We start from the raw sequence: 26,159 nt of genomic DNA on the forward strand, positions 1-26,159 counted from the left end.
AGAGATAATTGATGAAAGTATTTATATCCGCCGACATTGAAGGTATCGCGGGAGTGATGCGTCCAGAGCAGTGCAGTCCGGGTAACGTTGAATATGAAACCGCTCGCGGGCTGATGGAGCAAGAAGTTAACGCGGCGATTGCCGGAGCTTTCGAGGGCGGCGCAACCCAAGTCGTCGTCGCCGATAGCCATGCGATGATGCAGAACTTGCGCGCGGCCAATATTGACTCGCGTGCGCGTCTGGTGCAGGGAAAACCGCGTGGGCTATCGATGCTGGAAGGGCTCGAGCAGGGCGGCTATGACGGCATGATGTTTGTCGGTTTTCACAGCGCAGCCGGTGAGTTTGGCGTGCTGGCGCATACTATTAATGGTCGGGCGTTTTATCGTATCAAAATTAATGGCAGCGTAATGGGTGAGACCGACCTCTATGCCGCGCTGGGTGCCGAGCTTGATGTCCCGCTGTGGATGGTCACCGGGGACGATCAGCTTGAAAAATGGGTAATGCGCCATTATCCCGCAGCGGATTACGTTTGCGTCAAGCGAGCGATTTCTGCCAATGCGGCCGAATCAATAAGTCCTGAATTCGCCCGCGATAAAATTCGTCAGCAGGCGGCTAAAAGTGTAAAAAATGCCGGTAAAGGCGTCGAACGTCGCTTTGGTTGTCCCTACAGGCTTGAGCTGATGGTCGCCAAACCCGTATTGGCCGATCTATTTTGTATGATACCCGGCGTTGAGCGCATTGATGCTATCACCGTAGGCTATTCCAGCCCGCAGATCGCGGCGATTATAAGCCTGCTCGGCACGTTCTCTTATCTGGCGACCACCCAGAAATGATTTAAGCGCTTTGCGATAATGGTATTTTTGAAGATGAATTAGAATTGGCTCCCAGTACCGGTCCTTAATTATTTCTGTTTGCTGCTCATTTTTGCTACGAAATAGCTCATGTACCGGGTTCAACGCAGGGAAGTCAATAATGCCAACAATTTTAAGGATCGGCGGTTTTCGTTTCTATTTCTATAGCCACGAGCCCAACGAGCCAGCTCATATTCATATTGATAAGGGCTGCGCAACGGCTAAAATATGGTTACATAATCTGAGCATAGCAAGTAGTGTGGGATATCGTTCACATGAACTGCGAACAATTCAACGTATGGTCTCAGATCATCGAACCGTTTTACAGGAGGCTTGGGATGCTTATTTTATGTAAGGAAAATGACCTGCGCGTAATGAATGTGCGAATTGATGATAGCCGTCTGTCGGTGGATTTGATGGATGGCAGAACAATTAGCGTGCCCATCGCATGGTATCCTCGCCTCTATGCAGGCACTCCCGAGCAACGAAATAATTGGGAACTGGCAGGCGCTGGATTAGGCATACATTGGCCAGATCTTGATGAAGACCTGAGCACAGAAGGATTGCTGATGGGGATTAAGGGTGTTGCTGGTCTTTTACCTCGCCATTAGAAAATCTCCTAACTTAATAAAGCAAGGCATGATGCTTTTTGGTATTTTCGTTACCTGCTTTTATTTTTTTGCAGATACGGGACATCTAAGGGAAAACCAGCATGCGTTTGCGTCATATTGAAGTGTTTCAGGCGGTTTTGCAGGCAGGCAGCGTCAGCGGTGCTGCCCGGTTGCTTAATGTGTCGCAGCCTAATGTCAGCCGAGTCCTGAACCATGCCGAACAGCAGCTTGGTTTTAACCTGTTTGACCGCACTCCGCAGGGCCTGATCATTACTCCGGAAGGGCGCAGGTTAATGCCCGAGGTAGAGGCGCTGTTCAGTCACATTCAGTCGATCGGATTCCTGGCCGAGCAGTTGCGCCAGGGGGCGGGTCAACACGTCAGAATTGGGTCCGCTCACGCTCTGGGGCATAGCGTGATGGCGCCGGTGTTGGTTGATTTTCACCGCAAAACGCCAGCGGGCAGTGTTGAACTGGTGACCGGGCACTTTAATACCCTGAGTCAGGATTTGATACAGTACAAAATGGATTTCGCGTTGGCCTTTGGCGAGCAGGCTTCTGCCGAGCTGGTTTCGGAAACGCTTTATTCGGCCAACATGGTGGCATTGTTGCCGCTGGATTGCCCGGTTGAAGGTCCGGTAACGCTGAAATGGTTAAGTGAAAATGATTTGCTGATGCTGCAACAGCAAGACCCGCTGGGGCAGGTGCTTAATCGGGTATTGCGCGAACAGGGGCTGACCCCGCACGCGTCGTTGCATATCAAAACTTACTCGGTGATTGCCGATATGGTGCTAGCCGGCGGTGGCGTCGGCGTTGTCGATACCTTCACCGCCCAACGATATGTCAATCAGCTAAAAATTGTTCCAGTGGTGGATGCTTTGCCGTTTGAGGTGATCCTGCTGAGCCGCCGCGATCAGCCACAGTCGCAGGTTGGTCTGGCCTTACAGCAGTCAATCAGGCACAAGCTTTGGGAGCTGGGGGAGTCTTGAGAAAAGTCACCCGCTTGTGTGCATAAACAGAACGCCAGATACCTACTCACCTGTTGTCTATCTGGCGTTCTGTTCATGGAACATCGGCTTGAATCAAAAACTATTCCCGCAGTTTATCCCGTAAGTCCTTCACGTCCCCGCTGCTAACCGCCGACGCCGAGTTGCCCCAGCTGTTGCGAATATAGGTCAGCACGTTGGCTACGTCGGCATCACTCATGTTGCCACCAAACGACGGCATGCCCGGTGCCGTTGGGGCTGCATCGGTATCAACCGGTCGGCTGCCCGCCAGCACTACGTGAATCAGCGAGGTCGCATTGCTGCTAACGATTAACGGTGAATCAGCCAGTCGAGGGAACAGGCCTTCCTGACCTTTGCCATCAGGGGTATGGCAGCCGGAACAACGGTCGGCATAAATGGCTTTGCCAGCTATCATACTGCTGTCATTGGCTTTTATTGGTTCCGGTGGCTGACTGCCACTGTCGTGCCCGCTGTCCTTCAGGTAAACCGCCACCGCTTTCAAATCCGCGTCAGTCCAGTGATTCGACGAGTTTTTAACTTCTTCAGCCATTGGGCCAGAGGCCATATCGTAGCGGTTTATCCCATTTTTTAAGTACGCGGTGATGTCTTCTACCGTCCATTTGCCAATGCCGGTGTGATTGTTGACGGTGATATCTGGCGCCATCCAGCCTTCAACTACGCCGCCTTGCAGATACTGACTGTTTTTATCACCACCTAACAGGTTCTTCGGCGTATGGCAGGTGCCGCAGTGCCCTAATCCGGCAACAATATAAGCGCCGCGATTCCAGTCGGCAGACTTTTTCAGGTCAGGAATAAACGCGCCCTGTTCGAAATTCATCCAGTTCCAGACGATCAGACTGGTGCGAATATTAAACGGGAAGGGGAGTTGGTTAGATATCACGGTGTTATGCACCGGCTGTAGCGTCTGCAAATATTCCCAAATTGCCCGATTATCCTCGCGGGTGACTTTGGTATAGGCAGTAAACGGCATCGCGCCATAAAGACGAACGCCGTCGTGGCCGATGCCATGAGACATCGCGCGCTGGAAATCGTCAAAGGTCCACTTGCCGATGCCGGTATCAGGGTCCGGGGTAATGTTAGCCCCCATCAGTAAACCAAACGGGGTCTGGAGTGCTACACCACCGGCATAAGGTTTACTGCCTTGAACGCCCGAGGTATGGCAGGCGGCGCAGTCGCCTAACGTGGCCAGATAACGGCCACGCTCAACCTGTGAGTAATCGCCGTTACCCCCCGCGTGCGCCAGGGCACTGATGCCCAGCGCCAATAATCCTAGTGAAAAAGATGCCAGTTTTTTCATACAATCATCTCCCCAGGATTTTTAAGATAACGATCGCGGATCGCTTCGGCAGCCTTGAATGCCAAGGCACCCACGGTACCGGTTGGGTTGTATCCCGGGTTCTGCGGGAAGGCAGAAGCCCCCACCACAAACAGGTTTGGCACATCCCAGACTTGCAGATATTTATTCACCGAGCTGGTAGACGGGTCGGCACCCATCACAAATCCGCCGCAAACGTGCGAGGACTGATAAGGGGTTCCGTTCCAATGGCCCTTGGTCGGGCTTTCAACGTACTGGCGCGGATTCATTGCCTTGGCGATTTCGCCGACTTTGCTGGTACAGTACTGGGCCATTTTCAGGTCATTTTGCGGAAAGTCGAAGGTGACGCGCAGCAGTGGCCGGCCCAGTGGATCTTTATAGGTCGGATCCAGCGACAGATAGTTGGTGCGGATGGTGTAACTGCTGGCTTCACAGCCGATCGACATGCTGCTGAGGTAGTTCTTGACCGTGGTTTGCTTCCATTCTTTACCCCATTTTGGCGTTCCAGGCGGCACCGGGCGATAGCCAATCGGAGCTGCGCCGATAGGCGTTACTCGAATGCTGCCGCCGCCGAAGAAGCCAAGCCCGCTGTGGTCAAAGTTATCGTTGTTAAATTCGTCGATACCCATGCCCACCGCACCCGCGCCGATAAACGGGTTGAAGTTTTTGTCGTCGAAGAAAAGCTGCACGCCGTTCGCCGTCTGATAAGCATAGTTACGGCCGGTGGTGCCGCTGTTGCTTACTGGATCATAAGGTTTGCCGATGCCGGAAAGCAGCATCAGGCGAACGTTCTCGAAAGTGTAGGCGCTAACGACTACCAGGTCAGCAGGCTGTTCCCACTCGTCGCCGGAGGAGTCGATATAAATCACCCCGGTGGCTTTTTTACCGCTGGCATCCATCACGACTTTCATCACTTCACAGCTGGTGCGCGCTTCAAAATTATCCTTGCGGATCAATGCAGGAAGTACAGTAGTGATTGCGCTGGCCTTGGAATAGTTGGCGCAGCCGTAGTTGGTACAAAAGCCGCAGAAAGTGCAGGGGCCCATTTTGATGCCCAACGGGTTGGTGTAAGGCTCAGAAATGAGCGATGACGGCACAGGGAAAGCCTTGTAACCCATGTTGCGTGCGGCTTCGGCAAACAGAGTTGGCCCGTAAGGTTGATCCATAGGGCGTGTTGGATATTCAATAGATCGCATGCCTTCAAACGGATTACCGCCTTCGTGATGTTCGCCGTTGACGTTCGAGGCTTTGCCCGACACGCCAGCCAACTGTTCAAACTTGGCGTAATGCGGTTCCATCTCGCTCCAGTCGGTGCCCCAGTCTTGCAGCACCAGCTCGGGTGGCATTTCCTTGGCGCCATACTTATCAAGCAGATAAGTACGTAATTGAAACTCGTGGGGCTGGAAGCGGAAAGTAATACCTGCCCAATGGTTGCCAGCGCCGCCAGTACCGTTACCCGGATGGAACGAGCCCCATTCGCGCATCGGTAGCGCGGTTTGCGACGGATTATTACGGATAGTGATGGTGTTTTGCCGGTTGCGCAGCATCAGCTCTTCGCGGGTGTTGTAGCGCAGTTCGTCAGCCACGGTAGCAATGTTAAAATCACGCGCGGTATCGCGCCATGGGCCGCGTTCAATAGCAACAACATCAAGCCCGGCATCGGCCAGTTCATGGGCAATAATCGATCCAGCCCAGCCGAGACCAATCACGACTACGTCGGTCTTAGGGAGTTTTTTCGCCATTTTTCTAGTCCTTAACCCTTAGCTTTTGGAAATCTTCCATGCATCGCCGCCGGAGATGCTGAGAGGTTCGAGATCGAGTTTCTGATTATGTTTGCCGATGTACTCGCGGTAGTCATAGCGCGCGCCAGGGAAACCCAGCATTTTCCACGACACCATGTTGCGATTACCGCCATAAATCGGGTCGGCAAAGAAACCTTCCATAGTGTTTTTCAGCACGATGGCGAAAAACATTTTGGAGTCGATCTGATTCTTGAAGCTTGAGGAGTCAAGGGCAATCTTGCCGCTTTCCAGCCCTTTCAGGACATCGTCCTGCTGGTCGCCGGTAAGATCCTTGAAGGATTTTTTGAAGGTTGCCTGAGTGTATTCTTCCAGTGCGGCAAGGCCGATACGATAGCGCTGCTGAGGTACCAGTGGGGATTGATCGCCCTGTTCTGGCGTACCGGGCTGGAAGGGGCCTTGCATATATAGGCGATCAAACGTGCCGTAAAATCCGGCCAGCTGATGGTCGATAAACACTGCACAGCCTGCGTCTTTGCCACCGACGCTGAGATTGTCGGCGGGCACCAGACGATCGACGATGGCTTCAACCGCTGCGGCCTCTGCATCGGTAAAGAAGACCCAACCATCAGTTTCAATTTTTGGCGGTGGGCTGCTGTCGAAAGGACTCCAGACTGGCGTACCTTTAAGGCTGACGGCATTTGCCGCCTTGGCCGCGCCGAGAACGGCGGAAGCAGCGGTAAACGACAGAATTTGCCGACGCGAAATGCCCGGCAAGGTCTTCTTGCTCATAAAGTTCCCCTGTTAATTATAAATAAGGCAATCGCCTCTTTTTAATACGTTGAACTTGAAAGGGAGTGATGCTTTCAACGAAATTCTGGAAACGTTAAGACAGAAAAATGACGCCCTGAACGATCAACGTGTTCAGTCGGGTGGTGACATTTTTCAAGAGTGCATAGCAAGAATAGGATATTAAGTTATGTAAATGAAATGTGTATTTTTGTTGTTTAGGTGTAAATCTCATTTTGTGGATGTAATTTTTGGAGATTTTTTATGGATTTATAGGCAATGCGCTTAGCCATCAACTCGCCTTCAAAGGCTTATTAATTAGAAGGTTATAGCTTGTTTTTTAGTCATTTAAACCATGGGTTTTGCAAGGGAATTAAGCGACTGTTTCTGCAATGAAAAAATCACACGAATTGCAACAACTCTCAGAGCTTTGAGCGTAATTTGCCGAGGTTTACAAAATCCTTACCCTTGTAATTCTGACCTCGTTCGGTAAGATCTCATTTTGATGGCCAAATATGTGGATTATGACCGACGTCACAAAAAATTTTTACAGTTTTGTTAAGAGCCCTCTGTGCCCTCTGAAGTTAGCAGTCGGCATTGTGATTTCTTGTGCCCTGATCCCGCTTGACGCGCAGGCGTTGATCACTGATTCCGCCTTGCTGCTAAACCCTGGCACTGATTATTCCGCTCCGGCTTCAACCTATAATTCGATTTTTAACCAGCCGGTCAGTAATCCCAATGCCTTGCCCGATCTCGGCAGTTCACTGAATAAAAATCCAGCGGCGAAGAGCCAGGCGTTTGAGACCAAGGTTGCCACTACCCTTAAACAGTTTGGCGAAGACAGCACGGCCAGCGGCAGTGATGACCCTTTAAGAGAGCAGGCGGAAACGCTGGCACTGGAGCAGGCTGCGCGTCTGGTCAAACAGGAAACCACCAGTCTGCTTTCTCCGCTGGGGACGACAACTATTAATTTCGACGTCAGCGGCGGTAACTTGAGCGGGAGTTCGGCAACCTTGCTGAGCCCGTTGTATGCCAGCAAATCGCTGCTGACTTACAGCCAGGTGGGGATCCAGCATCAGAGTGGAGCCGATGTCGGCAATTTTGGTCTCGGCCAGCGTTGGTCAACCGGAGCCTGGATGCTTGGATACAATGCTTTTATCGATGATGATTTTGTCAGCGATCTGAAACGCGGTAGCGTTGGTGCCGAAGCATGGACCGATTACCTGCATTTATCGGCTAACTATTACCAACCGCTGTCTGGCTATAATGCCGAGTCGCAGGGTTCTGCAACGATGCGCCGCATGGCCTCGGGATATGACATCCGCACCAAGGCTTATCTGCCGTTTTATCGCCAGATTGGTGCCACCCTCAGTTATGAACAGTATCGTGGCGATCGGGTTGACCTGTTTGGCGACGGCAATTATCAGAGCAACCCTTCGGCGCTGTCACTGGGTGTTAACTACACGCCGGTGCCGCTGTTTACCGTGAGCGCCGAGCGGCAACAGGGTCAAAGTGGCGATAATCAGGATCTGGTGCAGTTATCCCTGACCTACAAACTTGGCGTGCCGCTAAACCAGCAGCTTTCGCCAAATTATGTCGCCGAAGCCCATTCACTGCGCGGCAGCCGTTTTGATGCCGTCGATCGTAACAATATTCCTGTCATGGAGTTCCGCCAACGCAAAACGCTGTCCGTTTATCTGGCGACACCGCCCTGGACATTGCAAGGCGGGGAAAGCCTGCCGTTGAAGCTCGAAATCCACGCGGTCAACAAAATACAGGCGCTAAGCTGGCAGGGTGATACTCAGGCTCTCAGCCTGACTTCAGCAAAATCCAACAGCGATGCCGACGGTTGGACTGTGATTGTGCCGAAATGGGACGACAGCCCCGGCGCAAGCAATAGTTATCGCCTCTCGGTGACGGCAGTGGACAGCAAACAGCAGAACGTGACTTCAAACTGGATCACTCTCAACGTTTCGCCGCCGTTGAGTGCCTATCCGCAGCAGGACGATCTGAGTTTCAGCTCTTCGTCCAGCTCCGGCCATTAATCTGCTCTTTCCTTTAATCAGCCTGTGCAGCTAATCAGCCTGTGCAACATCATTTCGCCAGACTGTTAACCCGGCGCAGGCTTTTTTAGATTTCCTCTTCCATAATGAGTGTAGGGTTTTCCACATCTGGAGCGTTATGTTCACTCATCGACTGGTTTTTCCGGGCAGCGTGCTGCGCGGGCGTGGAGCAATCAAACACCTTGGCGCGATGTGCGGCCGTTTAGGGCAACGCGCGCTATTGGTCGGTGGTGAGCGGGGGATTGCCAGCGTGGAGGCAAAAGTCGCCGACCAGTTAGACCAGCAAATGGTCAGTTATCTCGGACATGAAAAACTGGCAGGCCAATGCTGCGAGCAGGAAATCAAACGTCTGGCCGATCGTCTTAAAATGCAGGGTGTTGAAGTTGTGATTGCCACCGGCGGCGGCCGTGCTTTAGATACCGCCAAGGCCGCAGGCGTGTTGTGTAATATTCCGGTTGTGACATTGCCAAGCATTGCCGGGACCTGCTCGGCGGTCACACCGCTGGCGTTTCGTTATCATCAAAACGGCCAGTTTCGCGATATGTTTCCTCTGGCCTGTGGGCCTGCTGCAGTAGTAATCGATGCAGATTTACTGGCCACCGCGCCACTACACTGGTTGTCTGCAGGCATGGGCGATACGCTGGCAAAATGGTATGAATATCGCGCCATCAGCGATTTAAATCTGTTGTCAGGTCTCGCCGGTGTCGCACGCACCAACAGCGAACTCTGCTTTAGGCTGATCCAGCATTATGCTGCTGACGCCTGCGAAGCAGTCCGCGCCGGGCAGGCCAACCTGGCGCTGGAGCAGGTACTGGATGCCATTTTCCTTTACGCCGGACTGACTTCCATCATGAGCAATGGTGCGCACACTGGCGCGGCTCATGCCCTTTACGATGGTTTTACCGCCTGTGCAAAAACTCGGCCGGTTGCTCACGGATTGCTGGTGGGGTTTGGCAATCTTTGCCTGCTGGCTTTGGAAAATCGTCCTGATTCAGAGCTGCTTGCCGCCATTGAACTTGCGCGCGCCTGCGCCATACCGGTGGACCTCAAGGCGATTGCCAGCGGTCTGGATGAAGCCGATTTACAGCTGATCGTCGAGCAAAGCCTCAAGACGCCCGACATGGCCAATATGCCAATGGAAGTCACGAATCAGCAAATGCATGAGGCGATTGCGCGAGTCGAGCGCTTGAGTCTGGTCAAAGCTTAAACAGACATTTTAAAGTTATCGCGGCACCGCTTTTTAATGGATTGATCATATAATCATCAGCTTGATCAAACATGATATTCAGCAAAAAGGAGCTGGGCATTGCAGCTTCACTCCTTCCTCAATCATTATCTAAAAATCTTCCTGCCTGTGCGCATTTCCCCGCAGGGTCATCAGCGCAAATAAACTCACCACACAGGTCGCAACCACATAATAAGCCGGAATATCCAGATTGCCGGTTTCCTTGATAAGGCCGGTGATAATCAGTCCGGCACAGCCAGAGAAAACGGCGTTGGAAAGTGAATAGGAAAGCCCCAGGCCGGTATAGCGCGTGTGGGTCGGGAACATCTCGGCCAGCATCGCAGGGCCAGGTCCGGCAACGACACCGATAGCAGCACCGGCAATCAGCACGGCAATTCCCTTGGCCATCAGGCTGCTTTGTGTGTCCTGCAGCAGGTGCAGTAAAGGGAAGGTCAGGATGATAATGACCAGCATTGCGGCGACCATCACGGCTTTACGACCTATTTTGTCACTGAGTTTACCCGCCGGAAGGATAGCCAGCGCAAACCCGACATTCGCCAGCACGGTAGCCACTAGCGCCTGCAGGAAAGTCGCGTGCAACGAGGTCTGCAGATACGAGGGCATGACCACCAAAAAAGTATAACCACCGGCTGACCAGCCCATCATGCGGCCAATCCCCAATGCAATTGCCTTGATAGTCTGCCCCGGAGAGGCTTTTAGCGGCTTTGATTCAATGCTTTTAGCCTGTTTAAACGCCGGAGTTTCGTCGAGCTGCAAACGCAGCCACAGCGCCACCAGCCCCATCGGCAATGCCAGCAAGAACGGAATACGCCAGCCCCACTGAGTTAACTGTGTCGCAGTGAGAAAATGTGCCAGCAATGCAACCAGACCTACGCCAGTCAGCAGCCCTAAAGAAACGGTGAAAGACTGCCAGGCACCATAAATTCCGCGTTTACCCTTGGGGGCGAATTCGGTCATCAGTGACACCGCACCGCCGAACTCGCCTCCGGCAAACAGCCCTTGCAGCATACGCATCAGGGTTAACAACAGCGGAGCGGCGACGCCGATCGCCGCGTAGGTCGGCAGCAGGCCGATAATTGCCGTGGCAACGGTCATCAGCAGCACGACAGCAATCAGCGTCGGCTTGCGGCCAATCTTGTCGCCGATTCGGCCAAAGATGATGGCACCAATCGGGCGGCAAAAGAATGCCAGCGCAAAAGAGGCGTAAGTCAGAATCAGGCCGGTTAGCCCGCTTTGCCCATCGAGAGTAAAGAAGTTACCGGCAATCACTGTCGCGAGATAGCCGTAAACGCCAAATTCATACCATTCAATAAAATTGCCGACGGAGCCTGCGACCAGCGCACGCCGCGATTGTCCTGCCGTAACGGTTAGCATCATCATTTCCATTTTATTATTAATACACTTGCGTAAGTGATTAATTTTTAAGCCGATAGGGAAATAATGTCAATGAAATTCATTGTATTGACAGAGACGTGTGCGGATTTGGCGAAATACAAATGATGAGGAGACAAAGCGAGAGTTGCGCGAATGCGAGCAATGGTGGCGGGAGGTGAGTCGCCGATCCCTGGCGTACCGAATCACCGCTAATTATCTAGAGGGTATGAATATCGATACCGTCGCCAATATTGCTTTTCTGATAGTAAGCGCGTGGCACTTCTACCTGATACTGTTGATCACCGTAGGCAACTTCAAGAATGTATTTTTCATTCTCGTAAGACTCGATGGGAATAAATCCGAAGAAACCCTCTGCCACGCTGATAGTGCGCGATGACGGCACCGCGTAGCGATGAACAATCTTGGCTCGAAGCGGCTCTTGCTTGCCAAGAATGTGGTTCCAGACCTGATTCACCGGCTGCGACAGGGTGTTTAAAACCCCGGTAGCCAATGAGTTAAGGTCGTTCAGATTGGTTTTCAGCGCTGAGGATGAATACCAGGCAGTTCGATCGTCGGGCTGTTGTTTAGACATATTCATTATCCCCTAGCTGTTTATATAACCTAATTACTATATTTTTCTGCCGCTAAGATCCAATCATTTTTTCAACTAAGTTAAGCCAAACAGTAAAAAAGTGTCGATAAATTGTGTGCCAATAGTTCATCGGGTGGGAATTCGGCGACGTTTTTCTGCCAGCAACAGCGGGCAGGAAGGGCACATGGCGACGTCGGGCAAGTCGTAACGCAGGCAGCATTGACGGCGATAAAGCGTACTGGCCGGATCGCAGGGATTTTCCGGGCGCAGCGGCTGGAACAGCGGATTTTTCCTGCCTGCCGACAGTTCGCGTGCGTCAATTAGCGCTTTGCCCTCACGGGTATCGATATTCAGCAACTCAGCCTGCTGAATGCCCCAGTTGACGCGAACCGCCGCATTGCCCCAATAAATACCTGGCTTGAGGTCGGACACTGCCGCCAGCGCCTGACAAACCGGGCGTAAGTGTTGCTCAATCATCTCTTCAAAACGATAAAATGGCGCGTCATCATGGGCAACAAACGCCTCGCCTTCGCTCTGTAGGTAAATCTGACTTGGCAGACCCTCTTCCTGCAAACTCAGATAAAGCTGGTCAGGGCGGATGGGCAACTGCCAGTTATGGGTTAGAGAGATAATGACCCAGCTTGGCAGAACATTGGCGAAATACCATTGAGACCACATTGAGATGCGGGCGCGGCGTTGATCGATTTGGCGGACTTCTTGCGCATGCGCAGTTAAATAGCGGTCCAACAGGCTGGCACATCCGGCCTCAGTGGTCAGCAGGCTAAGCGGCAGCGCATCGGACACATCAGAAGTCATAAACTTGAACTGGTCGGCAACCCAAGGCAGGGGGCCATCGCGGAAGCTATCGAAGAGTATCTGCATAATTCAAAGTGTTGAGTCAGCCAAAACGGTAAAGATGATTCAGAGTATCTAAATCTCAACAGAAATAATAATGATTTCTATTTGTATTGACATCGATAGCTAATCGATTGCTGAATAATTATGCAGTTCGGGCAGCCAGCGTAAGTGAGGTGCCACCTACGCATGGCTTTACTCGCTACAGCAGATTGGCCTGCTGCAAAATGGCTTTGACTTGGTCTTTTTTCGCTTCGCTCAGCGGCTGGGCGGGGCGCAAAGAGTGGACCTGCACGTCAACGCCGACCAGCTTAATCGCATGTTTAATCACGTTATAAAACGGGGTATCGAGTGCATACAGCGGCGGCAGCCAGGAAAGTTGCTGCTGCAACTGAACCGCTTTGGCAAAATCTTTATCCTGCCATGCCTGATAAATACCGCAGGTCAGCTGCGGAGCAAAATTGGCGCTGGCGGGGATAGAGCCTGCACCCCCGAGAATCAGCGTGCCAAAAAGATATTCATCGTAACCGGAAAACACCGCAAAATCAGGGCGCAGCGGCTTGACTGCCTGGAGGGTCTCACGAATATGATTCAGGCTATCGACGGTGTCTTTCAGCCCAACAATGTTGCGATATTTTTGCGCCAGGCGGGTGATGACCGAAACCGGGATCGACTGCCCGGTCAGAGCCGGAAAATTGTAAATGACAATCGGCAGGTCAAGGTTTTCAGCCAGATAGCTGTAATGCAGATAGATATTTTCTTCGGCCAGCGGATTGTAGTAAGGATTGACCACCACCACACCGTCCGCGCCGACACGCTTGGCATGGCGGGCAAAGCTCAGCGTCGCTTCAGTGCCCGGATGTGCAGCACCAATCAGCACGGGCACGCGTTTATCGACATACTGGGTGCAGAAGGTCGCTACCTCGTGGCGCAGAGCCTCGGACATGTGCGCGAATTCCCCGGCGCTGCCAAGAAAGAACAACCCATTGACGCCACCGGCAATAGTGAAATCAATCAGGTTTTTCATGCCCTGCCTGTCGAGCTGTTGGTGAGCGTCAAGCAAAGTGGGGACCGGCGGGATCACGCCGTGAAACTGGGGAGTGGTCATGAGCTTCTCCTGGATAATAAAAAAAGAACATCGTTCATTTATAGAACGATGTTTCATTTTTTTATAGAGCGCGGAGAAATTTACAGCGCCTTAACTGGAAAAGTTGAAGCGCTGTCACATCTTAGGGCATTTTATCCTCGGTCAAAGGGGGTAAAAAGAGATGGCCTTACATCACCAGCGCCTGCCCATCTTTACGCGATTCGGTCCCCGCGAGGTAATGGCCCTGCGGATGACGAACGATAACCTGTGCGCCGCCGAAGTTGTGACCCTGTAACGGATCTTCTACTATCAGCTCATGTCCCATGGCACGCAGCGCAGCGAGGGTGTTGGTGTCCAGCGTTGATTCAATGGCCACCTGACGGCCCTCAGTCACCCTCCAGCGCGGCGCATCGATTGCGGCCTGCGGATTCTGCCCATAAAGCATAACGCGTACCGCCAGCTGTAAGTGTCCCTGAGCCTGCATCGGGCCGCCCATCAGGCCAAACGACATCAGTGGCTTGCCTTCGCCGTCAGTTGCAAACGCCGGAATAATGGTATGCAGCGGGCGTTTGTTCGGCGCAACACAGTTGGCGTGCGTCGGGTCCAGCACAAAGCCGCAGCCGCGATTCTGCATGCTAATCCCAGTGCCTGGAACTACCACGCCCGAACCGAAGCCCATATAATTTGACTGAATAAATGACACCATCATGCCGCTGGCATCGGCGGTAGTGAGATACACGGTGCCGCCTGGTTTTGGTGAGCCGTAAGTCACATCGCTGGCACGTTTGGGGTCAATCAGGTCGGCGCGCTGTTGCAGATATTCGTCGCTCAGCAAATGTTCGGGGCTGAAATGCATATGATCGACGTCAGCAATATGCTGGTCGAGATCGGCCAGCGCCAGTTTCATCGCTTCAATCGATAAATGGATAGTCTGCACTGAATCTACCGGCTGCGAGCCAATATCCAGCTTCTCCAGAATTCCCAGCGCAATCAGCGTGGCGATCCCCTGACCGTTGGGTGGCAATTCATGCACCGTTCCACCGGCGAACGACTGGGTCATGGTTTCCACCCAATCAACCTGATGGTTAGCCAAATCGTCCAGCGTCATGGCACCGCCACAGGATTGACTGTGGGCGATGATTTTCTCCGCCAGTTCGCCGCGATAAAACGCTTCGCCACTGGTTTTGGCAATCAGCTCCAATGTGTCGGCCAGCGCGGGGTTACGGAAGATTTCACCAATTTGGGGGGCTACGCCGTTTGGGGCAAAGCACTCTTTAAAGCCCGGTTGATCGCTGAGTTTTTTAACCGCGATTTTCCACAGGCGGCCAATCAGCGGCGATACCGGAAAGCCATTGCGCGCATAGTCGATAGCGGGTTGCGCCAGCGTAGTCAAAGGCAGGCTACCGAATTTTTTCGCCAATTCAACCCAGGCGGAAACTGCGCCCGGCACTGAGACCGAATCCCATCCGTACATTGGCATGGCTGATTTTCCGGCAAAATATTCTGCATTCCAGGCCGCCGGTGAGCGCCCCGAGGCGTTCAATGCATGGGCTTTTTTACCATCCCAGACAATGGCAAAGGCATCACTGCCAACGCCATTACCGCTGGGTTCAACCACGGTCAGTGCCATCGCGGTTGCCACGGCGGCATCCACCGCGTTGCCGCCCAGCATCAGCATGCGCATTCCTGCCTGTGCCGCCAAAGGCTGTGAGGCACAGACGGCATTGGCGCCCATCATGCTTGGGCGCAGTGTCGGATAGCCGACGTTAAAATCATAAGACTGAGACATAGTTACTCCTGTAAAAGAGAGCCTGTTTTAAGGTGATATTCACGGTCAGGCGCGGGCTGCCAGATATTAATCCGCTCGCGGATCAAGCGCATCGCGCAAGCCATCGCCCAATAAATTAAACCCTTGTACGGCGAGAAATATCGCCAGACCGGGAAACAGTGACATCCACGGCGACTGCCCCAGAAAGCTGCGCGCGGTGTTCAGCATCGCACCCCACGAGGCGTAAGGGGGCTGTTGGCCCAATCCCAGAAACGACAGGCTGGCCTCGGTAATAATCGCCGAGGCAATGGCCAGCGTGGCTTGAACCACAATCGGGGACATCACGTTGGGTAACACATATTTGACGATTATCCAGCGGTCGGGCAAGCCGATAGCCCTTGCGCCTTCTATATATTCTTCATTGCGGATGTTCATCACCTGCGCGCGGGTCAGGCGGGCAAAAATCGGCATTGCAGACAGCCCGATGGCGATCATCGCGTTACCAATACTTGGGCCGAGAAACGCACCCAGCGCAATGGCCAGCACCAGGAATGGGCAAGAAAGCATGGCCTCGATGATTCTTGAAATAACGCTGTCGTTCCATCCTTGCCAGTAGCCGGCCAGCAGGCCCAGCGGCACGCCGATGGCGATAGCAATAACCACTGAAACACAGCCCGCCATCAGCGAGGTGCGCGCCCCCCAAAACAGTCGCGAGAGAATGTCGCGGCCCAATTCGTCGGTGCCCAGCCAGTGCAGCGCGGAAGGTGCTTTGCGCACCGCCATAAAGTCAGCCTTGATCGGATCAAACGGTGAAATCCACGGCGCAAATAGGGCGAGCAAAGCAAAAATTATCACAATCGCTGCGCCAATCACCGCGCTTTTGTTTGACAAAAATTTGCCAAGCACGCGATTAGGCCGTTTTGCGCCAACTGACTGTGTAGTCGAGAAAATGACTTGGCTCATGTTATCCCCTTCGCATCCGTGGATTGACCAGCACATAAAGTACGTCGGCCAGCAGGTTCATCACTAGAAAACCCACCGCGACCACCATTACCACGCCCTGAACCACCGCATAATCTCGGTTGAACACTGAATCGACAATCATCTTGCCAAAGCCGGGCAGGGTGAACACCTGTTCGCACAACACCGCTCCGCCCAGCAGTTCGCCGAACAACAGGGTTGTCAGAGTAATAATCGGTACCAGCGCATTGCGCAGTGCGTGTTTGAAGATCACTTTCTTGCGCAGCAGACCCTTGGCGCGTGCGGTACGAATGTAGTCGGTTTTCATTACTGCAATCATTGCCGCTCGCGTGTGGCGCATCAGCGTTGCAGAAAGACCCGTGCCAAGCACCGCCGCCGGCAAAATCATGGTGCGCAGATTTTGCAGCGGATCCTCGGAAAACGGCACGTAACCTGAGGCCGGTAACCACTGCAATTTCACCGAGAAAAACATGATCAACAACACGCCGAGCCAGAAATGCGGGACCGAAATGCCGGACAGCGCAACAAAGTTGGCCCCGTTATCAATCCAGGTACCTTTATTTACCGCCGCCGTGATACCCATGCCGATGCCGATAATCAGCGCAATCAACATCGCCCACAGAGAAAGCTCCAGCGTAACCGGCAATTTGCTGGCGATCAGTTGCAGCACCGGTTCCTGAGTGCGCAGCGAGATACCAAAATCGCCGTGCAGCGCGTTGCCGACCCAGTGGAAATACTGACTCGGGATCGGATCGTCGAGGTGATATTCCGCCCGCAGCTGCGCGATCACCGCCGGATCGCGCTCTTCGCCCGCCATTGCAGTGATAGGGTCGCCCGGCAGCAATTTTTGCAGCGAAAACACCATCAGCGTGACCAAAAACAGCGTCGGCACGGCGGATATCAGACGTTTGAAAATCAACTCCAGCATAAGAATCCCCTGTTGCTGTTTAACGAATTACTGCGTCAGCGTCATGCCCTGCAAGCGGATCAGCCCGTCAGGATACGGCGTAAAGCCGGCAATTTTTTTGCTCATCCCGAAAATGCGCGGCTCGAAATACAGATAAACAATCGGCAAGTCGACGTTTTCCTGCTCAACGATATTTTTGTACAACGCCTTGCGCGCAGAGACATCGCTGGTCTGGCGCGCGCTCAGCAGCCATTGATCAACCTGGGGATTGCTGTATCGGCCATCGTTAAGCGCACCTTTGCTGTTGAGGAACGAATAAATGCTGCCATCAGGGTCAGGACGACCCGACCAGCCGGACATGCTGAGTTGATAGTCGCCGCGCTGCTGTTTGTCTAACAGGGTTGCGAATTCAGTCATCTGCAAGTTGAGGTTAATACCGGCCTCGCTGACCATGGCCTGTAACACCTGCGCCACCTGCTGGGAGGTAGGGTTATTCGGCACCAGCATGTCGATATTCAGCGGCGTTTTTACCCCGGCCTCGGCCAGCAATGCCTTGGCTTTATCAATGTTGCGTGCCTGAATGGGCAAATCAACGTGGTAAGGACTGACGGGTGAGAACGGCTGATTGGCTGGGGTAAACAGGCCCTGGAACACCACCTGATTTAATGCATCACGGTCGATAGCCAAAGAGAGTGCCTGGCGAACCTTGGTTTCTTTAGCCAGCTCGCCTGTGGTGTTGGCGGTTCCGTTATTCAGATTGACGGTTAACCCCATGTAACCCAGACCTGTCACCGTCGCCAGTGCCAGCTTGCTGTCTGCCTTCACGGTTTTTACGTCGGTGGCGGCAATACCCTCGGTGACGTCCAGATCCCCTGCCTGCAGATTGGCCAAACGCACCGAGGCGTCAGGGATCGGCAAGAAGATAATCTTGTCAAAATGGTAGGCGCTTTTATTCCAGTACTGGTCAAAACGCTTTAGCACGATGCGGTCCTGCTGTACGCGGCTGACGAATTCATAAGGGCCGGAGCACACAGGATGCGCCGCCACGTTGCCTTTGGCGGTGGCGATTGGGGCCATCATTGCACCGGCGCGGTCGGTCAACTGCATCAGCAGTGCGGCATCCGGGTTCTTCAGGTGTATTTTCACGCTGTAAGGGCCGGTAACCTCAACCGAATCAATGGAAGAAATCTCGCTTTTGCGCAGCGAACCGGTCAGCGTCAGGTAACGGTCAAGGTTGTATTTCACCGCGTTTGCATCAAATTTTTCACCGTCGTGGAACAGCACGCCCTGACGCAGATTCATGCTCAGAGTTTTGCCGTCGGCGCTGTATGACCAGTCGGTAGCGAGGCCGGGAACGATCGCCAGATGCTGATCGACGTCGACCAGACGATCGCACATCGCGCTAAAGACAAAGCGACCGTAATAGGTGCGGGCAGTGGCCGGGTCAAGCTGGTCCGGGTCAGCGCCCAGTCCGATGCGCAGAGTACTTTCTGCGTGAGCACTTTGCGCATAAACAGAAGCAGCGCTGGTCAGCAACAGCACGGCGCTAAGAGCTGCCGACAGCCGGGGACGAAATTTCATGGCGTTGTTCCTTCAGTGGTATTGGCGTTAAGCGAGGTCGCCAGCTGGTTGCTGGCCTGTTCGAATAGGGCGCGGCGCAGCGTAAAGGCCGCCGAGGGAGGCGGAATAAGCACCGCCGTTCTGGAACGTAATAGCTCAGACCAGCGATGGCAGGCCACCTGCCGCGAGTCGCCGACATTTTCCAGCAGCGGTTCCACCCGCCGACACTGATCGGTGGCGTAGGCGCAGCGCGTATGAAAACGACAGCCGCCGGGCATATTGGCCGGATTCGGCATATCGCCCTGCAACAGGTCTACCGGCCGCTTTACTCCCGGCGTCAGCAGCGGTGCGGAGGCAATCAGCGCCTGAGTGTAAGGATGCAGCGGGGCATCAAAAATATCGTCCACCTTGGCCAGTTCGACGATTTGCCCGAGATACATCACTGCCACTCTGTCACTCATATGGCGGATCACCGCCAGCCCGTGGGCGACGACAATCATTGTCAGGCCAAACTGCTGCTTGAGGCTTTCCAGCAGATTTACCACCTGCGCCTGCACCGAGACGTCCAGCGCCGAAACAGGTTCATCGCCAAGCAGCAGTTTAGGTTGTGAAGCCAGTGCGCGGGCAATGCCAATCCTTTGCCGCTGACCACCGGAGAACTCGTGCGGATAGCGCCCACTGAAGGCGGCTGGCAGGCCGACGGTGGTCAGCAGCTCGCGAACTCTCTCACGGCGCGCGGCGGCATCGGGCACAATATTGTGCAGCCACAGCGGTTCACCGACGATTTGCTCTACGGTCATGCGCGGATTCAGCGAGGCAAACGGGTCTTGAAAAATGATCTGCATCTCGCGGCGCAGTGGCTTCATCTGTGCATTCGACAGGCGGCTGATATTTTGCCCTTGATAGAACACGTCACCCTCGCTGGCGCGCAGCAGTTGCAGTAACAGGCGGCCAAGAGTGGATTTTCCCGAGCCGGACTCGCCAACAATCGCCAGCGTTTCGCCCTGAAAAATACGCAGAGAAACCCGGTCTACGGCCTGCACGCCGGGAGTCTTACGAAACAGTGACGGCGGACCGGCAAATACTTTGCTCAGACCGACGGCTTCGAGGATAGGGTGCGGATGAGTGTTCATGGCATCGCCTCCAGTGAGGTTTGCAGGGAAAAGTGCTGTTCCAGCGGTGCTTTAAAACAGGCGACCTGATGAGTTGCATTGTTCAGCGAGGTCAGCGCGGGGCGATGCTGATGACAGCGCAGATCGGCAAACGGGCAGCGGGTGGCGAAACGACAGCCCTGCGGCATGTCGGCAGGCAGCGGCACCGCGCCCGGAATGGTTGAAAGCGGACCCTGACGTGAGGCCAGAGACGGCATCGATCCCATCAGCCCGATGGTGTAAGGATGCTGCGGATCGTTGAACAGCGCGGCAACGTCACCCTGTTCGACGATTTGCCCGGCATACATCACCGCCACGTTATCGGCAACTTCAGCCACTACGCCGAGGTCATGAGTGATCAACAGCATTGCGCTGCCGCTTTGTTGCTGCATGCGATTGAGCAGGGCAAGGATTTGCGCCTGGATAGTGACGTCGAGCGCGGTGGTAGGTTCATCGGCAATCAGCAGCCTGGGTTGATTCACCAGCGCCATTGCGATCATCACCCTTTGGCGCATGCCGCCGGAAAGCTGATGCGGATAGGCTTTCATCCGCAGTTCAGGAGCCGGAATCTGCACTTGCTGTAAAATTTGCAAGGTTTGCCGCAGGGCCTCGGCTTTATCGACATCCTGATGGCGCATCACCGCCTCGCTTATCTGGTCGCCGAGGGTCAATGCGGGATTCAGCGAGGTCATCGGCTCCTGAAAAATCATGGCAATATCCTGGCCGCGCAGATCGGCGTACTGCCGTTCACTCAGGGTCAGCAGCCCGTGGCCGTCAAACTGTACCTCGCCCTCCAACACTTGCGCGTTTTGTGGCAGCAGGCCCATCAGCGCCAGCGAGGTCACGCTCTTGCCGCAGCCGGATTCTCCGACCAGTGCCAGCGTTTTTCCGGCTTCTATTTTCAGCGAAATACCGTCCAGCACGGTGGCCGGGCTGCCGCGAAACTGGACTTTTAATTGATCAATTGCCAGCAAGGGCAGCGGCGGAACAGGGTGTGAGTCCATCAAATAAGCTCCTCATCGTCATTGTTCAGGGCGGCGGTAAAGGCGTTCTGTAAAAAAAGCAGGTGTTCGCGCATCATTCTGGCGGCTTCCAGCGGTTGGCGGGCGGCGATATGTTCCACGATGCGCCGATGATGATGGTCATAAATGTCGAGGCGTTCTTGATTTCGCGCCTTGTCACGCACCGCCTGCCAGCTTGGGTCACGGCGGATTGCGTCTACGGCGTCAAACAGCCCGAGCAGCAGGCGGTTTCCGGCAGCATCGGCGATAGCGCGGTGAAAAGCGCTGTCCCACAGTTCAATCTGGTCGGCGTCGTCGGCCGCCAGCGTGGTCATGCGGTCAAGCAGGCGCCACATCAGCTGCACCTGCTCGGGCGTGGCCCGCAGCGCCGCGTATTTCGCCAGCCCCGGTTCAATCTGCAACCGCGCTTCCATCACTTCCAGCAGGTTCGACTGTCGCGGTAAAGTTTGCAGGCTAAGCGGCTGGGCCGGGGCCTTGGGGCCGATAAAAGTCCCTTTGCCTTGCTTACGCCAGATACGTCCTTCCTCAGCCAACACGTCAAGCGCGCGGCGGATCTCACGCCGACCGACGCCAAAACGCAGCACCAGATCGCGCTCCGGTGGCAGCGGCTGGCCCTCGTCGGAATGTTGCTCAAGCAGCTGTCGCAACTGTTCCAGTGCGGAATGCGAGTTGCCGTGGATTTTTAAAGTGTCGAGCTTCTCAGGCATGGTCCGCGTCTCAATCTGCTGGTGATGTTGATGGAAAATAGGTTGCACAAATCGAACCAATTTGTACTTGGTTCGGAAATTATTTGTGTATGAGCCATAGATAACAATAATTTTCAGCGAGTTAATATGATTCAGATCTTGAATCAATCAGTAAAGGTTCATTGCTGACTCTGCCCCAATTTGATCGTCTTTTCTAAAACCTTGCACCTTGTTGGGGATTGTTTTCAGTAAAGCCAATTTGATTATTTAATGTACAAACTGTGCAGGCCGCGTACAGCCTGTTAATTAATCGGTTAGTTAAATTTGGCATGATGGTTGCAGAATGGAACTGGGTTTTTTAGAGATGGCAAACTTTTACCAGGGGTCCAAAAACATGAAAATGAAATCTGTCGCGGTGTCTGCCTTGTCTTATCTTTGCGTTACTCTTGCCAGTGTTTCCGCTATTGCACCCGCCCTTGCAGCAGACGCGCCCTTGGCGATGAACGCCCAGCTGCACGCGCAATTACCTGAAAAAATCCGCCAAAGCAAAGTGCTCAATTTGGTCACCGATGCACACTATCCGCCGTGTGAATCTTTCGCCGATGACAATAAAACCATGGTCGGCTTCGAACCAGACCTCTGGGATGCCATGGGCCAGGTGCTCGGCGTGAAGGTTAAACCCGTATCAATCGATTTTGACGGGCTGATCCCCGGTGTGAAAAGCGGGCGCTATGACGTGGCGGTGGAGTGCATTTCCGACAGTCTGGATCGTGAGAAGCAAGTCACTTTCGTTAACTACGCCTACGCAACCAATGAAGTTTATACGCTGGCGACCAACACCAGCGTCAAGGCCGACCCGCTGACGCTGTGCGGCTTGAATGCTGGCGTGCAGACCGGCACCGATTTCGAGCACGCCATCAATGAAATCTATACCCCTAACTGCGTCAAGCAGGGTAAACCGGCGATTAAAACGGTCACGCTGCCTTCTGCCGATGCGGTGTTGCTGGCGCTTTACGCCGGGCGAGTAGACTTTGTGCTCAACGACGCCGCCGCTGCGGGTGAAATCAAGAAGAAAGCGCCGCGGCCAATCCGCACTATTGAAATGCCACTGATGCCGAAATACTACCTTGGCATGGTGGTCGCCCACGAAAATGACGCGCTGGCTCAGTCGCTGCTAAAGGCGCTCAACGTACTGCATGAAAACGGCACCTACGACAAAATAATGACCAAGTGGCAGTTGACTGACGTGCGTCTGTCCAAGCCGGGCATCAACCTGATGAAAACCAACCCAATCTGACTGAGGCACCAAGATGCTTCAGTCTGAAAATCTCGGTAAAGACCTCATCGAGCACTGCGATGTGCTGATTATCGGCTCTGGCGGTGCGGCGCTTAGCGCGGCGCTGAAGGCCGCAGCAGCAGGATTATCGGTGCTGATTGTCGAAAAAAGCGCCTGGCTGGGTGGCACCACTGCGATGTCAGGCGGCGCGACCTGGATACCCGCCAATCATCACGCCAGACAGGCGGGAGTTGAGGATTCACCCGCCGAGGCGTTGGCGTACCTGCGCGCCACGGCACCGCCGGGCTGGGCCGAGAGTGAAGACGCGCTATGGCGGGCTTTTACCGACTCTGCCGCCGAAATGCTGGCATTCGTTGAAAAACATTCACCGCTGCGCTTTGCGTTGACTGACGAGGCCGATCCGCTGGCCACTTTTGTCGGAGCCAAACGACAGGGGCGAATGCTGGCCCCGTTACCCTTGGCGGCCAGCGTGCTTGACAAGTTTGGACATTTCAAACTTAGGCCTTCACCGTTGCCACAATTTTATACCTACCACGAAGTGATTAAGCACGATATCTGGCATCACCCGATTGGTGTGGCCTGTCGCCTTTCGCCGCAGCTGGTCTGGCGATTTGCCCGTCGTCTGCGCACCAAGGGTGGGGCGATGGTAACCGGTCTGCTGGCGGGATGTCTGGCGCTAGGCTGTCGTGTGGTGAGCGACGCCCGAGTCGAGAGTCTGCTTACCAAAGGCAGTCATCAGGTGATCGGTGCTCGTTATTCACAACAGGGAAAGCAGATTGAAGTTCGGGCTTCGCAAGGTGTGGTGATTGCCAGCGGTGGCTTTGAAGGGGACGCACAGCGCCTCGAGCAGCATTTTCCTGGCGCGATGGACTACGTTTGCAGCCCGGACAGTAATACCGGCGACGGGCAGCGGATGGCGGAAGAGATTGGCGCGCAGCTGGCGCATATGGATCAGGCCAACATGGGCGGCGCGGTGCCGTGGCGTTATCTCGGCAAGCCTTATGGATTGTCGGTTTACTTCCACTATGAGCCCAACGCCATTCTGGTGGATGCTCGCGGCAATCGCTTTACCAATGAATTTACTTTCAACCTTGGCGCAGTGCTGGACGCCCGCAACGAGCAAGGGATGCCGTTACATCTTCCGGCCTGGCTGGTGGCCGATAGCCGTTTGTTGCAGCGTTCGCCCATGCTGCGGCTGACAGCGTTGCGCTTTCAAAACTGGATGATTAAAGCGCCGACTTTGGCCGCGCTGGCGGCGAAACTCAAACTGCCGCACGGCAGTCTCGATGCCACGGTGAATCGCTTTAACGGTTTTTGTCAGCACGGCGTCGATGAAGATTTTCATCGTGAACAGTCGGCGGCGCACGGGGAAGCGGATACGCGTTTTCATGGCGGTTTGATGGATATCTGCCAGCCGCCGTTTGTTGCAGTGCCGTTTAATCGCTCTTTTCTGGCGACCAAAGGCGGCCCGAGAACTGATGAGTCTGGGCGAGTGCGTCATCGCGACGGCGAGATTATTCGTGGACTGTTTTGTGCCGGGGTGGCGATGGCCAATCCGATTGGCACCAAGGCAGTCGGTGCGGGCACCACGCTTGGGCCGAATCTGACCTGGGGGTACATTTGCGGCCGCACTTTGGCCGCACAGTCAGCGTCATTGAACGGGAGTGAAAAATCGTCATGAGTAATTTTAACAACCAGGTCGCACTGGTCACCGGCGGCGCGAAAGGCATTGGCCGCGCTATCTGCCAGGAGCTGGCAAGCAACGGGGCGCGTATTGCGCTGGTTTATCGCCACGACCGCCACAGCGCGGAAACAACCGCAATGGAGATTGTGCAGGCGGGCGGTCAGGTTCAGGTGTATCAAGCTGAGCTCACCGAACGCAGCAGCGTGGCTAATCTGGTGAATCAGGTTGTCGCCGACTGGGGCGGGATCGACATTTTAGTCAACAACGCCGGAGCCAGCGCCCACGCCAGCCTGCTGGAACTCAGCGATAGCCAGTGGCAAACGGTGTTGCAGTCTAACGCCACCGGCTGCTTTATCACCAGCACCGAGGTTGCAAAAGTCATGCTCGAGCGCGGCGGCAGCATTATTAGCATCGCCGGAGCTTCGGCCCATCGTTGTTATCCGGGGGCGGGCGCCTTTGGCCCCAGCAAGGCGGCAATCGTCAACCTGACCACCCAAATGGCGATGGAATGGGCGCAGTACGGCATTCGCGTTAATGGCGTTAGCCCCGGACCTATCCGCGAGGCGAACAGCGGCTGGCAACAGCAGGAAAAAGTATTGGCCGAAGAGGTGTCACGCCTGCCGTTAAGCCGCGCCGGAACGCCTCTTGAGGTGGCAAAGGCGGTGAGTTATCTGGCCAGCGACGATGCCGGTTACACCACCGGGCAGATGCTGATCGTCGACGGCGGCGGGGTTTGTACCTGGTATCTGGCTCCCTGAAAAAGAGGAAACATCATGGCAGCAGGCAATATACCGGCAGTAGATGCCCGGCAGGTGATCAAGCTGTTTAACGGCGTCGAGATCCTCAAAGGCGTAGATCTGCGTATCGAAAGCGGTGAGGTGGTGTGTCTGATTGGCCCTTCAGGCTCGGGAAAATCAACCTTTTTACGCTGCCTTAATCATCTCGAAAAAATTGACGGCGGTTCGCTGCAGGTGTTCGGCGAGTGGATTGGGTATCGACAGGTTGGCGACAAGCTGCACCTGTTAAAGGAGTCGGAAATCGTTCGCCAGCGAGCGCGCATCGGCATGGTGTTTCAGCGTTTTAATCTGTTTGGCCATATGACTGCACTGGAAAATGTGATCGAAGCGCCGATGCAGGTCAAGAAAGTGCCGCGCGCGCAGGCAGTGAGCGAGGCCAAACAGCTGTTGGACCGCGTCGGGCTGAGCCATCGCTATGACGCCTATCCCTCCGAACTTTCCGGCGGACAGCAGCAGCGCGTAGCGATTGCCCGCGCTCTGGCGATGAAGCCGGACATCATGCTGTTCGACGAGCCAACCAGCGCGCTGGACCCGGAGCTGGTCGGCGAAGTACTCGATGTCATGCGCAAACTGGCCGAGGACGGTATGACCATGGTGGTAGTGACCCACGAGATGGCGTTTGCCCGTGAGGTTTGTAGCAAAGTGGCATTTATGGACAACGGGGCGATTATTGAAACCGGTTCGCCGCAGAGCCTGTTTACCGCTCCCGCTCACGCGCGCACCCGAGATTTTCTGACCCGCGTGCTGTGAATACCGGAC

At 54.5% G+C, this 26,159-nt stretch carries 24 protein-coding genes; 10 read left to right on the forward strand and 14 right to left on the reverse strand.

All coding sequences use genetic code 11. The annotated features are described in order from the left end of the window. The first annotated feature begins 11 nt into the window (after positions 1-11). From SPM24T3_RS03580 to SPM24T3_RS03590, 4 genes are all read left to right on the forward strand, one after another. Complete coding sequence (locus tag SPM24T3_RS03580) at positions 12-833, forward strand: M55 family metallopeptidase (protein WP_009635332.1); 822 nt, start codon at positions 12-14, stop codon at positions 831-833. Positions 834-972: 139 nt separating this feature from the next. After that, the gene (locus SPM24T3_RS24495; protein WP_009635333.1) at positions 973-1,206 is read left to right on the forward strand and encodes a DUF4160 domain-containing protein; all 234 of its coding nucleotides are present in this window, start codon (positions 973-975) and stop codon (positions 1,204-1,206) included. Next, a complete protein-coding gene (locus SPM24T3_RS03585) occupies positions 1,190-1,462 on the forward strand; it encodes a DUF2442 domain-containing protein (RefSeq protein ID WP_009635334.1) in 273 nt (90 codons plus the stop codon). The genes SPM24T3_RS24495 and SPM24T3_RS03585 overlap by 17 nt, the downstream gene beginning before the upstream one ends. 101 nt (positions 1,463-1,563) lie before the next feature. Continuing rightward, positions 1,564-2,448: a LysR family transcriptional regulator gene (locus SPM24T3_RS03590; RefSeq protein ID WP_009635335.1), complete on the forward strand. Its 885-nt coding sequence runs from the start codon at positions 1,564-1,566 to the stop codon at positions 2,446-2,448. Between the two features lie 100 nt (positions 2,449-2,548). On the opposite strand, the gene SPM24T3_RS03595 is transcribed toward SPM24T3_RS03590, so the two are convergent. Genes SPM24T3_RS03595 through SPM24T3_RS03605 form a run of 3 tightly spaced genes read right to left on the reverse strand, consistent with a single transcriptional unit; the run spans position 2,549 to position 6,333 of the window. Continuing rightward, the gene (locus tag SPM24T3_RS03595) at positions 2,549-3,784 is read right to left on the reverse strand and encodes a cytochrome c (RefSeq protein WP_009635336.1); all 1,236 of its coding nucleotides are present in this window, start codon (positions 3,782-3,784) and stop codon (positions 2,549-2,551) included. Next, complete coding sequence (locus SPM24T3_RS03600) at positions 3,781-5,544, reverse strand: GMC family oxidoreductase (RefSeq protein WP_009635337.1); 1,764 nt, start codon at positions 5,542-5,544, stop codon at positions 3,781-3,783. The genes SPM24T3_RS03595 and SPM24T3_RS03600 overlap by 4 nt, the downstream gene beginning before the upstream one ends. 18 nt (positions 5,545-5,562) lie before the next feature. After that, complete coding sequence (locus SPM24T3_RS03605) at positions 5,563-6,333, reverse strand: gluconate 2-dehydrogenase subunit 3 family protein (protein ID WP_009635338.1); 771 nt, start codon at positions 6,331-6,333, stop codon at positions 5,563-5,565. A 521-nt stretch (positions 6,334-6,854) separates the two neighbouring features. Between SPM24T3_RS03605 and SPM24T3_RS03610 the strand changes: the two genes are divergently transcribed. Next, positions 6,855-8,375 (forward strand): YchO/YchP family invasin, encoded by a 1,521-nt coding sequence (locus tag SPM24T3_RS03610; protein ID WP_009635339.1) that lies wholly within the window; start codon positions 6,855-6,857, stop codon positions 8,373-8,375. A gap of 136 nt (positions 8,376-8,511) precedes the next feature. Continuing rightward, entirely contained in the window at positions 8,512-9,600 is a 1,089-nt protein-coding gene (locus tag SPM24T3_RS03615) for an iron-containing alcohol dehydrogenase family protein (RefSeq protein WP_009635340.1), read from the forward strand. Positions 9,601-9,729: 129 nt separating this feature from the next. On the opposite strand, the gene SPM24T3_RS03620 is transcribed toward SPM24T3_RS03615, so the two are convergent. The 11 genes from SPM24T3_RS03620 to SPM24T3_RS03670 form a co-directional block, all read right to left on the reverse strand. Further along, a complete protein-coding gene (locus tag SPM24T3_RS03620) occupies positions 9,730-11,013 on the reverse strand; it encodes an MFS transporter (RefSeq protein ID WP_009635341.1) in 1,284 nt (427 codons plus the stop codon). Between the two features lie 217 nt (positions 11,014-11,230). Further along, positions 11,231-11,605: a hypothetical protein gene (locus SPM24T3_RS03625; protein ID WP_009635342.1), complete on the reverse strand. Its 375-nt coding sequence runs from the start codon at positions 11,603-11,605 to the stop codon at positions 11,231-11,233. 126 nt (positions 11,606-11,731) lie between these two features. After that, positions 11,732-12,487, reverse strand: coding sequence for a siderophore-iron reductase FhuF (gene fhuF / locus SPM24T3_RS03630; protein ID WP_009635343.1), 756 nt, complete (start codon positions 12,485-12,487; stop codon positions 11,732-11,734). Between the two features lie 175 nt (positions 12,488-12,662). Further along, positions 12,663-13,568, reverse strand: a complete 906-nt coding sequence (locus SPM24T3_RS03635; RefSeq protein ID WP_009635344.1) for a dihydrodipicolinate synthase family protein — start codon at positions 13,566-13,568, stop codon at positions 12,663-12,665. 166 nt (positions 13,569-13,734) lie between these two features. Continuing rightward, positions 13,735-15,336 carry a gamma-glutamyltransferase family protein gene (locus SPM24T3_RS03640; protein WP_009635345.1) on the reverse strand — a complete coding sequence of 534 codons (1,602 nt, stop codon included), beginning with the start codon at positions 15,334-15,336 and terminating at the stop codon, positions 13,735-13,737. A gap of 66 nt (positions 15,337-15,402) precedes the next feature. Beyond that, a complete protein-coding gene (locus SPM24T3_RS03645) occupies positions 15,403-16,278 on the reverse strand; it encodes an ABC transporter permease (protein WP_009635346.1) in 876 nt (291 codons plus the stop codon). A 1-nt stretch (position 16,279) separates the two neighbouring features. Then, the gene (locus SPM24T3_RS03650) at positions 16,280-17,224 is read right to left on the reverse strand and encodes an ABC transporter permease (RefSeq protein ID WP_009635347.1); all 945 of its coding nucleotides are present in this window, start codon (positions 17,222-17,224) and stop codon (positions 16,280-16,282) included. Between the two features lie 27 nt (positions 17,225-17,251). Then, positions 17,252-18,784, reverse strand: a complete 1,533-nt coding sequence (locus tag SPM24T3_RS03655) for an ABC transporter substrate-binding protein (RefSeq protein WP_009635348.1) — start codon at positions 18,782-18,784, stop codon at positions 17,252-17,254. Continuing rightward, on the reverse strand, positions 18,781-19,896 hold the full coding sequence (locus tag SPM24T3_RS03660; RefSeq protein WP_009635349.1) for an ABC transporter ATP-binding protein: 1,116 nt from the start codon (positions 19,894-19,896) through the stop codon (positions 18,781-18,783). The genes SPM24T3_RS03655 and SPM24T3_RS03660 overlap by 4 nt, the downstream gene beginning before the upstream one ends. Next, complete coding sequence (locus SPM24T3_RS03665; RefSeq protein ID WP_009635350.1) at positions 19,893-20,918, reverse strand: ABC transporter ATP-binding protein; 1,026 nt, start codon at positions 20,916-20,918, stop codon at positions 19,893-19,895. The genes SPM24T3_RS03660 and SPM24T3_RS03665 overlap by 4 nt, the downstream gene beginning before the upstream one ends. Next, positions 20,918-21,643, reverse strand: coding sequence for a FadR/GntR family transcriptional regulator (locus tag SPM24T3_RS03670; protein ID WP_050956134.1), 726 nt, complete (start codon positions 21,641-21,643; stop codon positions 20,918-20,920). The genes SPM24T3_RS03665 and SPM24T3_RS03670 overlap by 1 nt, the downstream gene beginning before the upstream one ends. A 373-nt stretch (positions 21,644-22,016) precedes the next feature. Here SPM24T3_RS03670 and SPM24T3_RS03675 point away from each other — a divergent pair, with 373 nt between their 5' ends. From SPM24T3_RS03675 to SPM24T3_RS03690, 4 genes are read left to right on the forward strand one after another with little or no spacing between them, the layout of a single operon-like run. After that, positions 22,017-22,919 carry an ABC transporter substrate-binding protein gene (locus SPM24T3_RS03675; RefSeq protein WP_037377545.1) on the forward strand — a complete coding sequence of 301 codons (903 nt, stop codon included), beginning with the start codon at positions 22,017-22,019 and terminating at the stop codon, positions 22,917-22,919. Positions 22,920-22,932: 13 nt separating this feature from the next. Beyond that, complete coding sequence (locus SPM24T3_RS03680; protein WP_009635353.1) at positions 22,933-24,600, forward strand: FAD-dependent oxidoreductase; 1,668 nt, start codon at positions 22,933-22,935, stop codon at positions 24,598-24,600. Continuing rightward, entirely contained in the window at positions 24,597-25,361 is a 765-nt protein-coding gene (locus SPM24T3_RS03685; protein WP_009635354.1) for an SDR family NAD(P)-dependent oxidoreductase, read from the forward strand. Before SPM24T3_RS03680 ends, SPM24T3_RS03685 begins: the two co-directional genes overlap by 4 nt. A gap of 15 nt (positions 25,362-25,376) precedes the next feature. Further along, positions 25,377-26,150: an amino acid ABC transporter ATP-binding protein gene (locus tag SPM24T3_RS03690; protein WP_009635355.1), complete on the forward strand. Its 774-nt coding sequence runs from the start codon at positions 25,377-25,379 to the stop codon at positions 26,148-26,150. Positions 26,151-26,159: the final 9 nt, after the last annotated feature.

The organism is Serratia sp. M24T3 (genome assembly GCF_000257645.1).
In the GTDB taxonomy this organism is placed as follows: Bacteria; Pseudomonadota; Gammaproteobacteria; order Enterobacterales; family Enterobacteriaceae; genus Rouxiella.

Excerpts from the sequence above, each read along its gene's own strand:
- SPM24T3_RS03690 (WP_009635355.1), top strand. The coding sequence starts at position 25,377 with ATGGCAGCAGGCAATATACCGGCAGTAGATGCCCGGCAGGTGATCAAG.
- SPM24T3_RS03640 (WP_009635345.1), bottom strand. The coding sequence starts at position 15,336 with ATGTCTCAGTCTTATGATTTTAACGTCGGCTATCCGACACTGCGCCCA.
- SPM24T3_RS03670 (WP_050956134.1), bottom strand. The coding sequence starts at position 21,643 with ATGCCTGAGAAGCTCGACACTTTAAAAATCCACGGCAACTCGCATTCC.
- SPM24T3_RS03650 (WP_009635347.1), bottom strand. The coding sequence starts at position 17,224 with ATGCTGGAGTTGATTTTCAAACGTCTGATATCCGCCGTGCCGACGCTG.
- SPM24T3_RS03680 (WP_009635353.1), top strand. The coding sequence starts at position 22,933 with ATGCTTCAGTCTGAAAATCTCGGTAAAGACCTCATCGAGCACTGCGAT.
- SPM24T3_RS03585 (WP_009635334.1), top strand. The coding sequence starts at position 1,190 with ATGCTTATTTTATGTAAGGAAAATGACCTGCGCGTAATGAATGTGCGA.
- SPM24T3_RS03590 (WP_009635335.1), top strand. The coding sequence starts at position 1,564 with ATGCGTTTGCGTCATATTGAAGTGTTTCAGGCGGTTTTGCAGGCAGGC.
- SPM24T3_RS03615 (WP_009635340.1), top strand. The coding sequence starts at position 8,512 with ATGTTCACTCATCGACTGGTTTTTCCGGGCAGCGTGCTGCGCGGGCGT.
- SPM24T3_RS03675 (WP_037377545.1), top strand. The coding sequence starts at position 22,017 with ATGAAAATGAAATCTGTCGCGGTGTCTGCCTTGTCTTATCTTTGCGTT.
- fhuF (WP_009635343.1), bottom strand. The coding sequence starts at position 12,487 with ATGCAGATACTCTTCGATAGCTTCCGCGATGGCCCCCTGCCTTGGGTT.
- SPM24T3_RS03595 (WP_009635336.1), bottom strand. The coding sequence starts at position 3,784 with ATGAAAAAACTGGCATCTTTTTCACTAGGATTATTGGCGCTGGGCATC.
- SPM24T3_RS03660 (WP_009635349.1), bottom strand. The coding sequence starts at position 19,896 with ATGAACACTCATCCGCACCCTATCCTCGAAGCCGTCGGTCTGAGCAAA.
- SPM24T3_RS03600 (WP_009635337.1), bottom strand. The coding sequence starts at position 5,544 with ATGGCGAAAAAACTCCCTAAGACCGACGTAGTCGTGATTGGTCTCGGC.
- SPM24T3_RS03625 (WP_009635342.1), bottom strand. The coding sequence starts at position 11,605 with ATGTCTAAACAACAGCCCGACGATCGAACTGCCTGGTATTCATCCTCA.
- SPM24T3_RS03580 (WP_009635332.1), top strand. The coding sequence starts at position 12 with ATGAAAGTATTTATATCCGCCGACATTGAAGGTATCGCGGGAGTGATG.
- SPM24T3_RS03665 (WP_009635350.1), bottom strand. The coding sequence starts at position 20,918 with ATGGACTCACACCCTGTTCCGCCGCTGCCCTTGCTGGCAATTGATCAA.
- SPM24T3_RS24495 (WP_009635333.1), top strand. The coding sequence starts at position 973 with ATGCCAACAATTTTAAGGATCGGCGGTTTTCGTTTCTATTTCTATAGC.
- SPM24T3_RS03605 (WP_009635338.1), bottom strand. The coding sequence starts at position 6,333 with ATGAGCAAGAAGACCTTGCCGGGCATTTCGCGTCGGCAAATTCTGTCG.
- SPM24T3_RS03645 (WP_009635346.1), bottom strand. The coding sequence starts at position 16,278 with ATGAGCCAAGTCATTTTCTCGACTACACAGTCAGTTGGCGCAAAACGG.
- SPM24T3_RS03635 (WP_009635344.1), bottom strand. The coding sequence starts at position 13,568 with ATGACCACTCCCCAGTTTCACGGCGTGATCCCGCCGGTCCCCACTTTG.
- SPM24T3_RS03610 (WP_009635339.1), top strand. The coding sequence starts at position 6,855 with ATGACCGACGTCACAAAAAATTTTTACAGTTTTGTTAAGAGCCCTCTG.
- SPM24T3_RS03655 (WP_009635348.1), bottom strand. The coding sequence starts at position 18,784 with ATGAAATTTCGTCCCCGGCTGTCGGCAGCTCTTAGCGCCGTGCTGTTG.
- SPM24T3_RS03685 (WP_009635354.1), top strand. The coding sequence starts at position 24,597 with ATGAGTAATTTTAACAACCAGGTCGCACTGGTCACCGGCGGCGCGAAA.
- SPM24T3_RS03620 (WP_009635341.1), bottom strand. The coding sequence starts at position 11,013 with ATGCTAACCGTTACGGCAGGACAATCGCGGCGTGCGCTGGTCGCAGGC.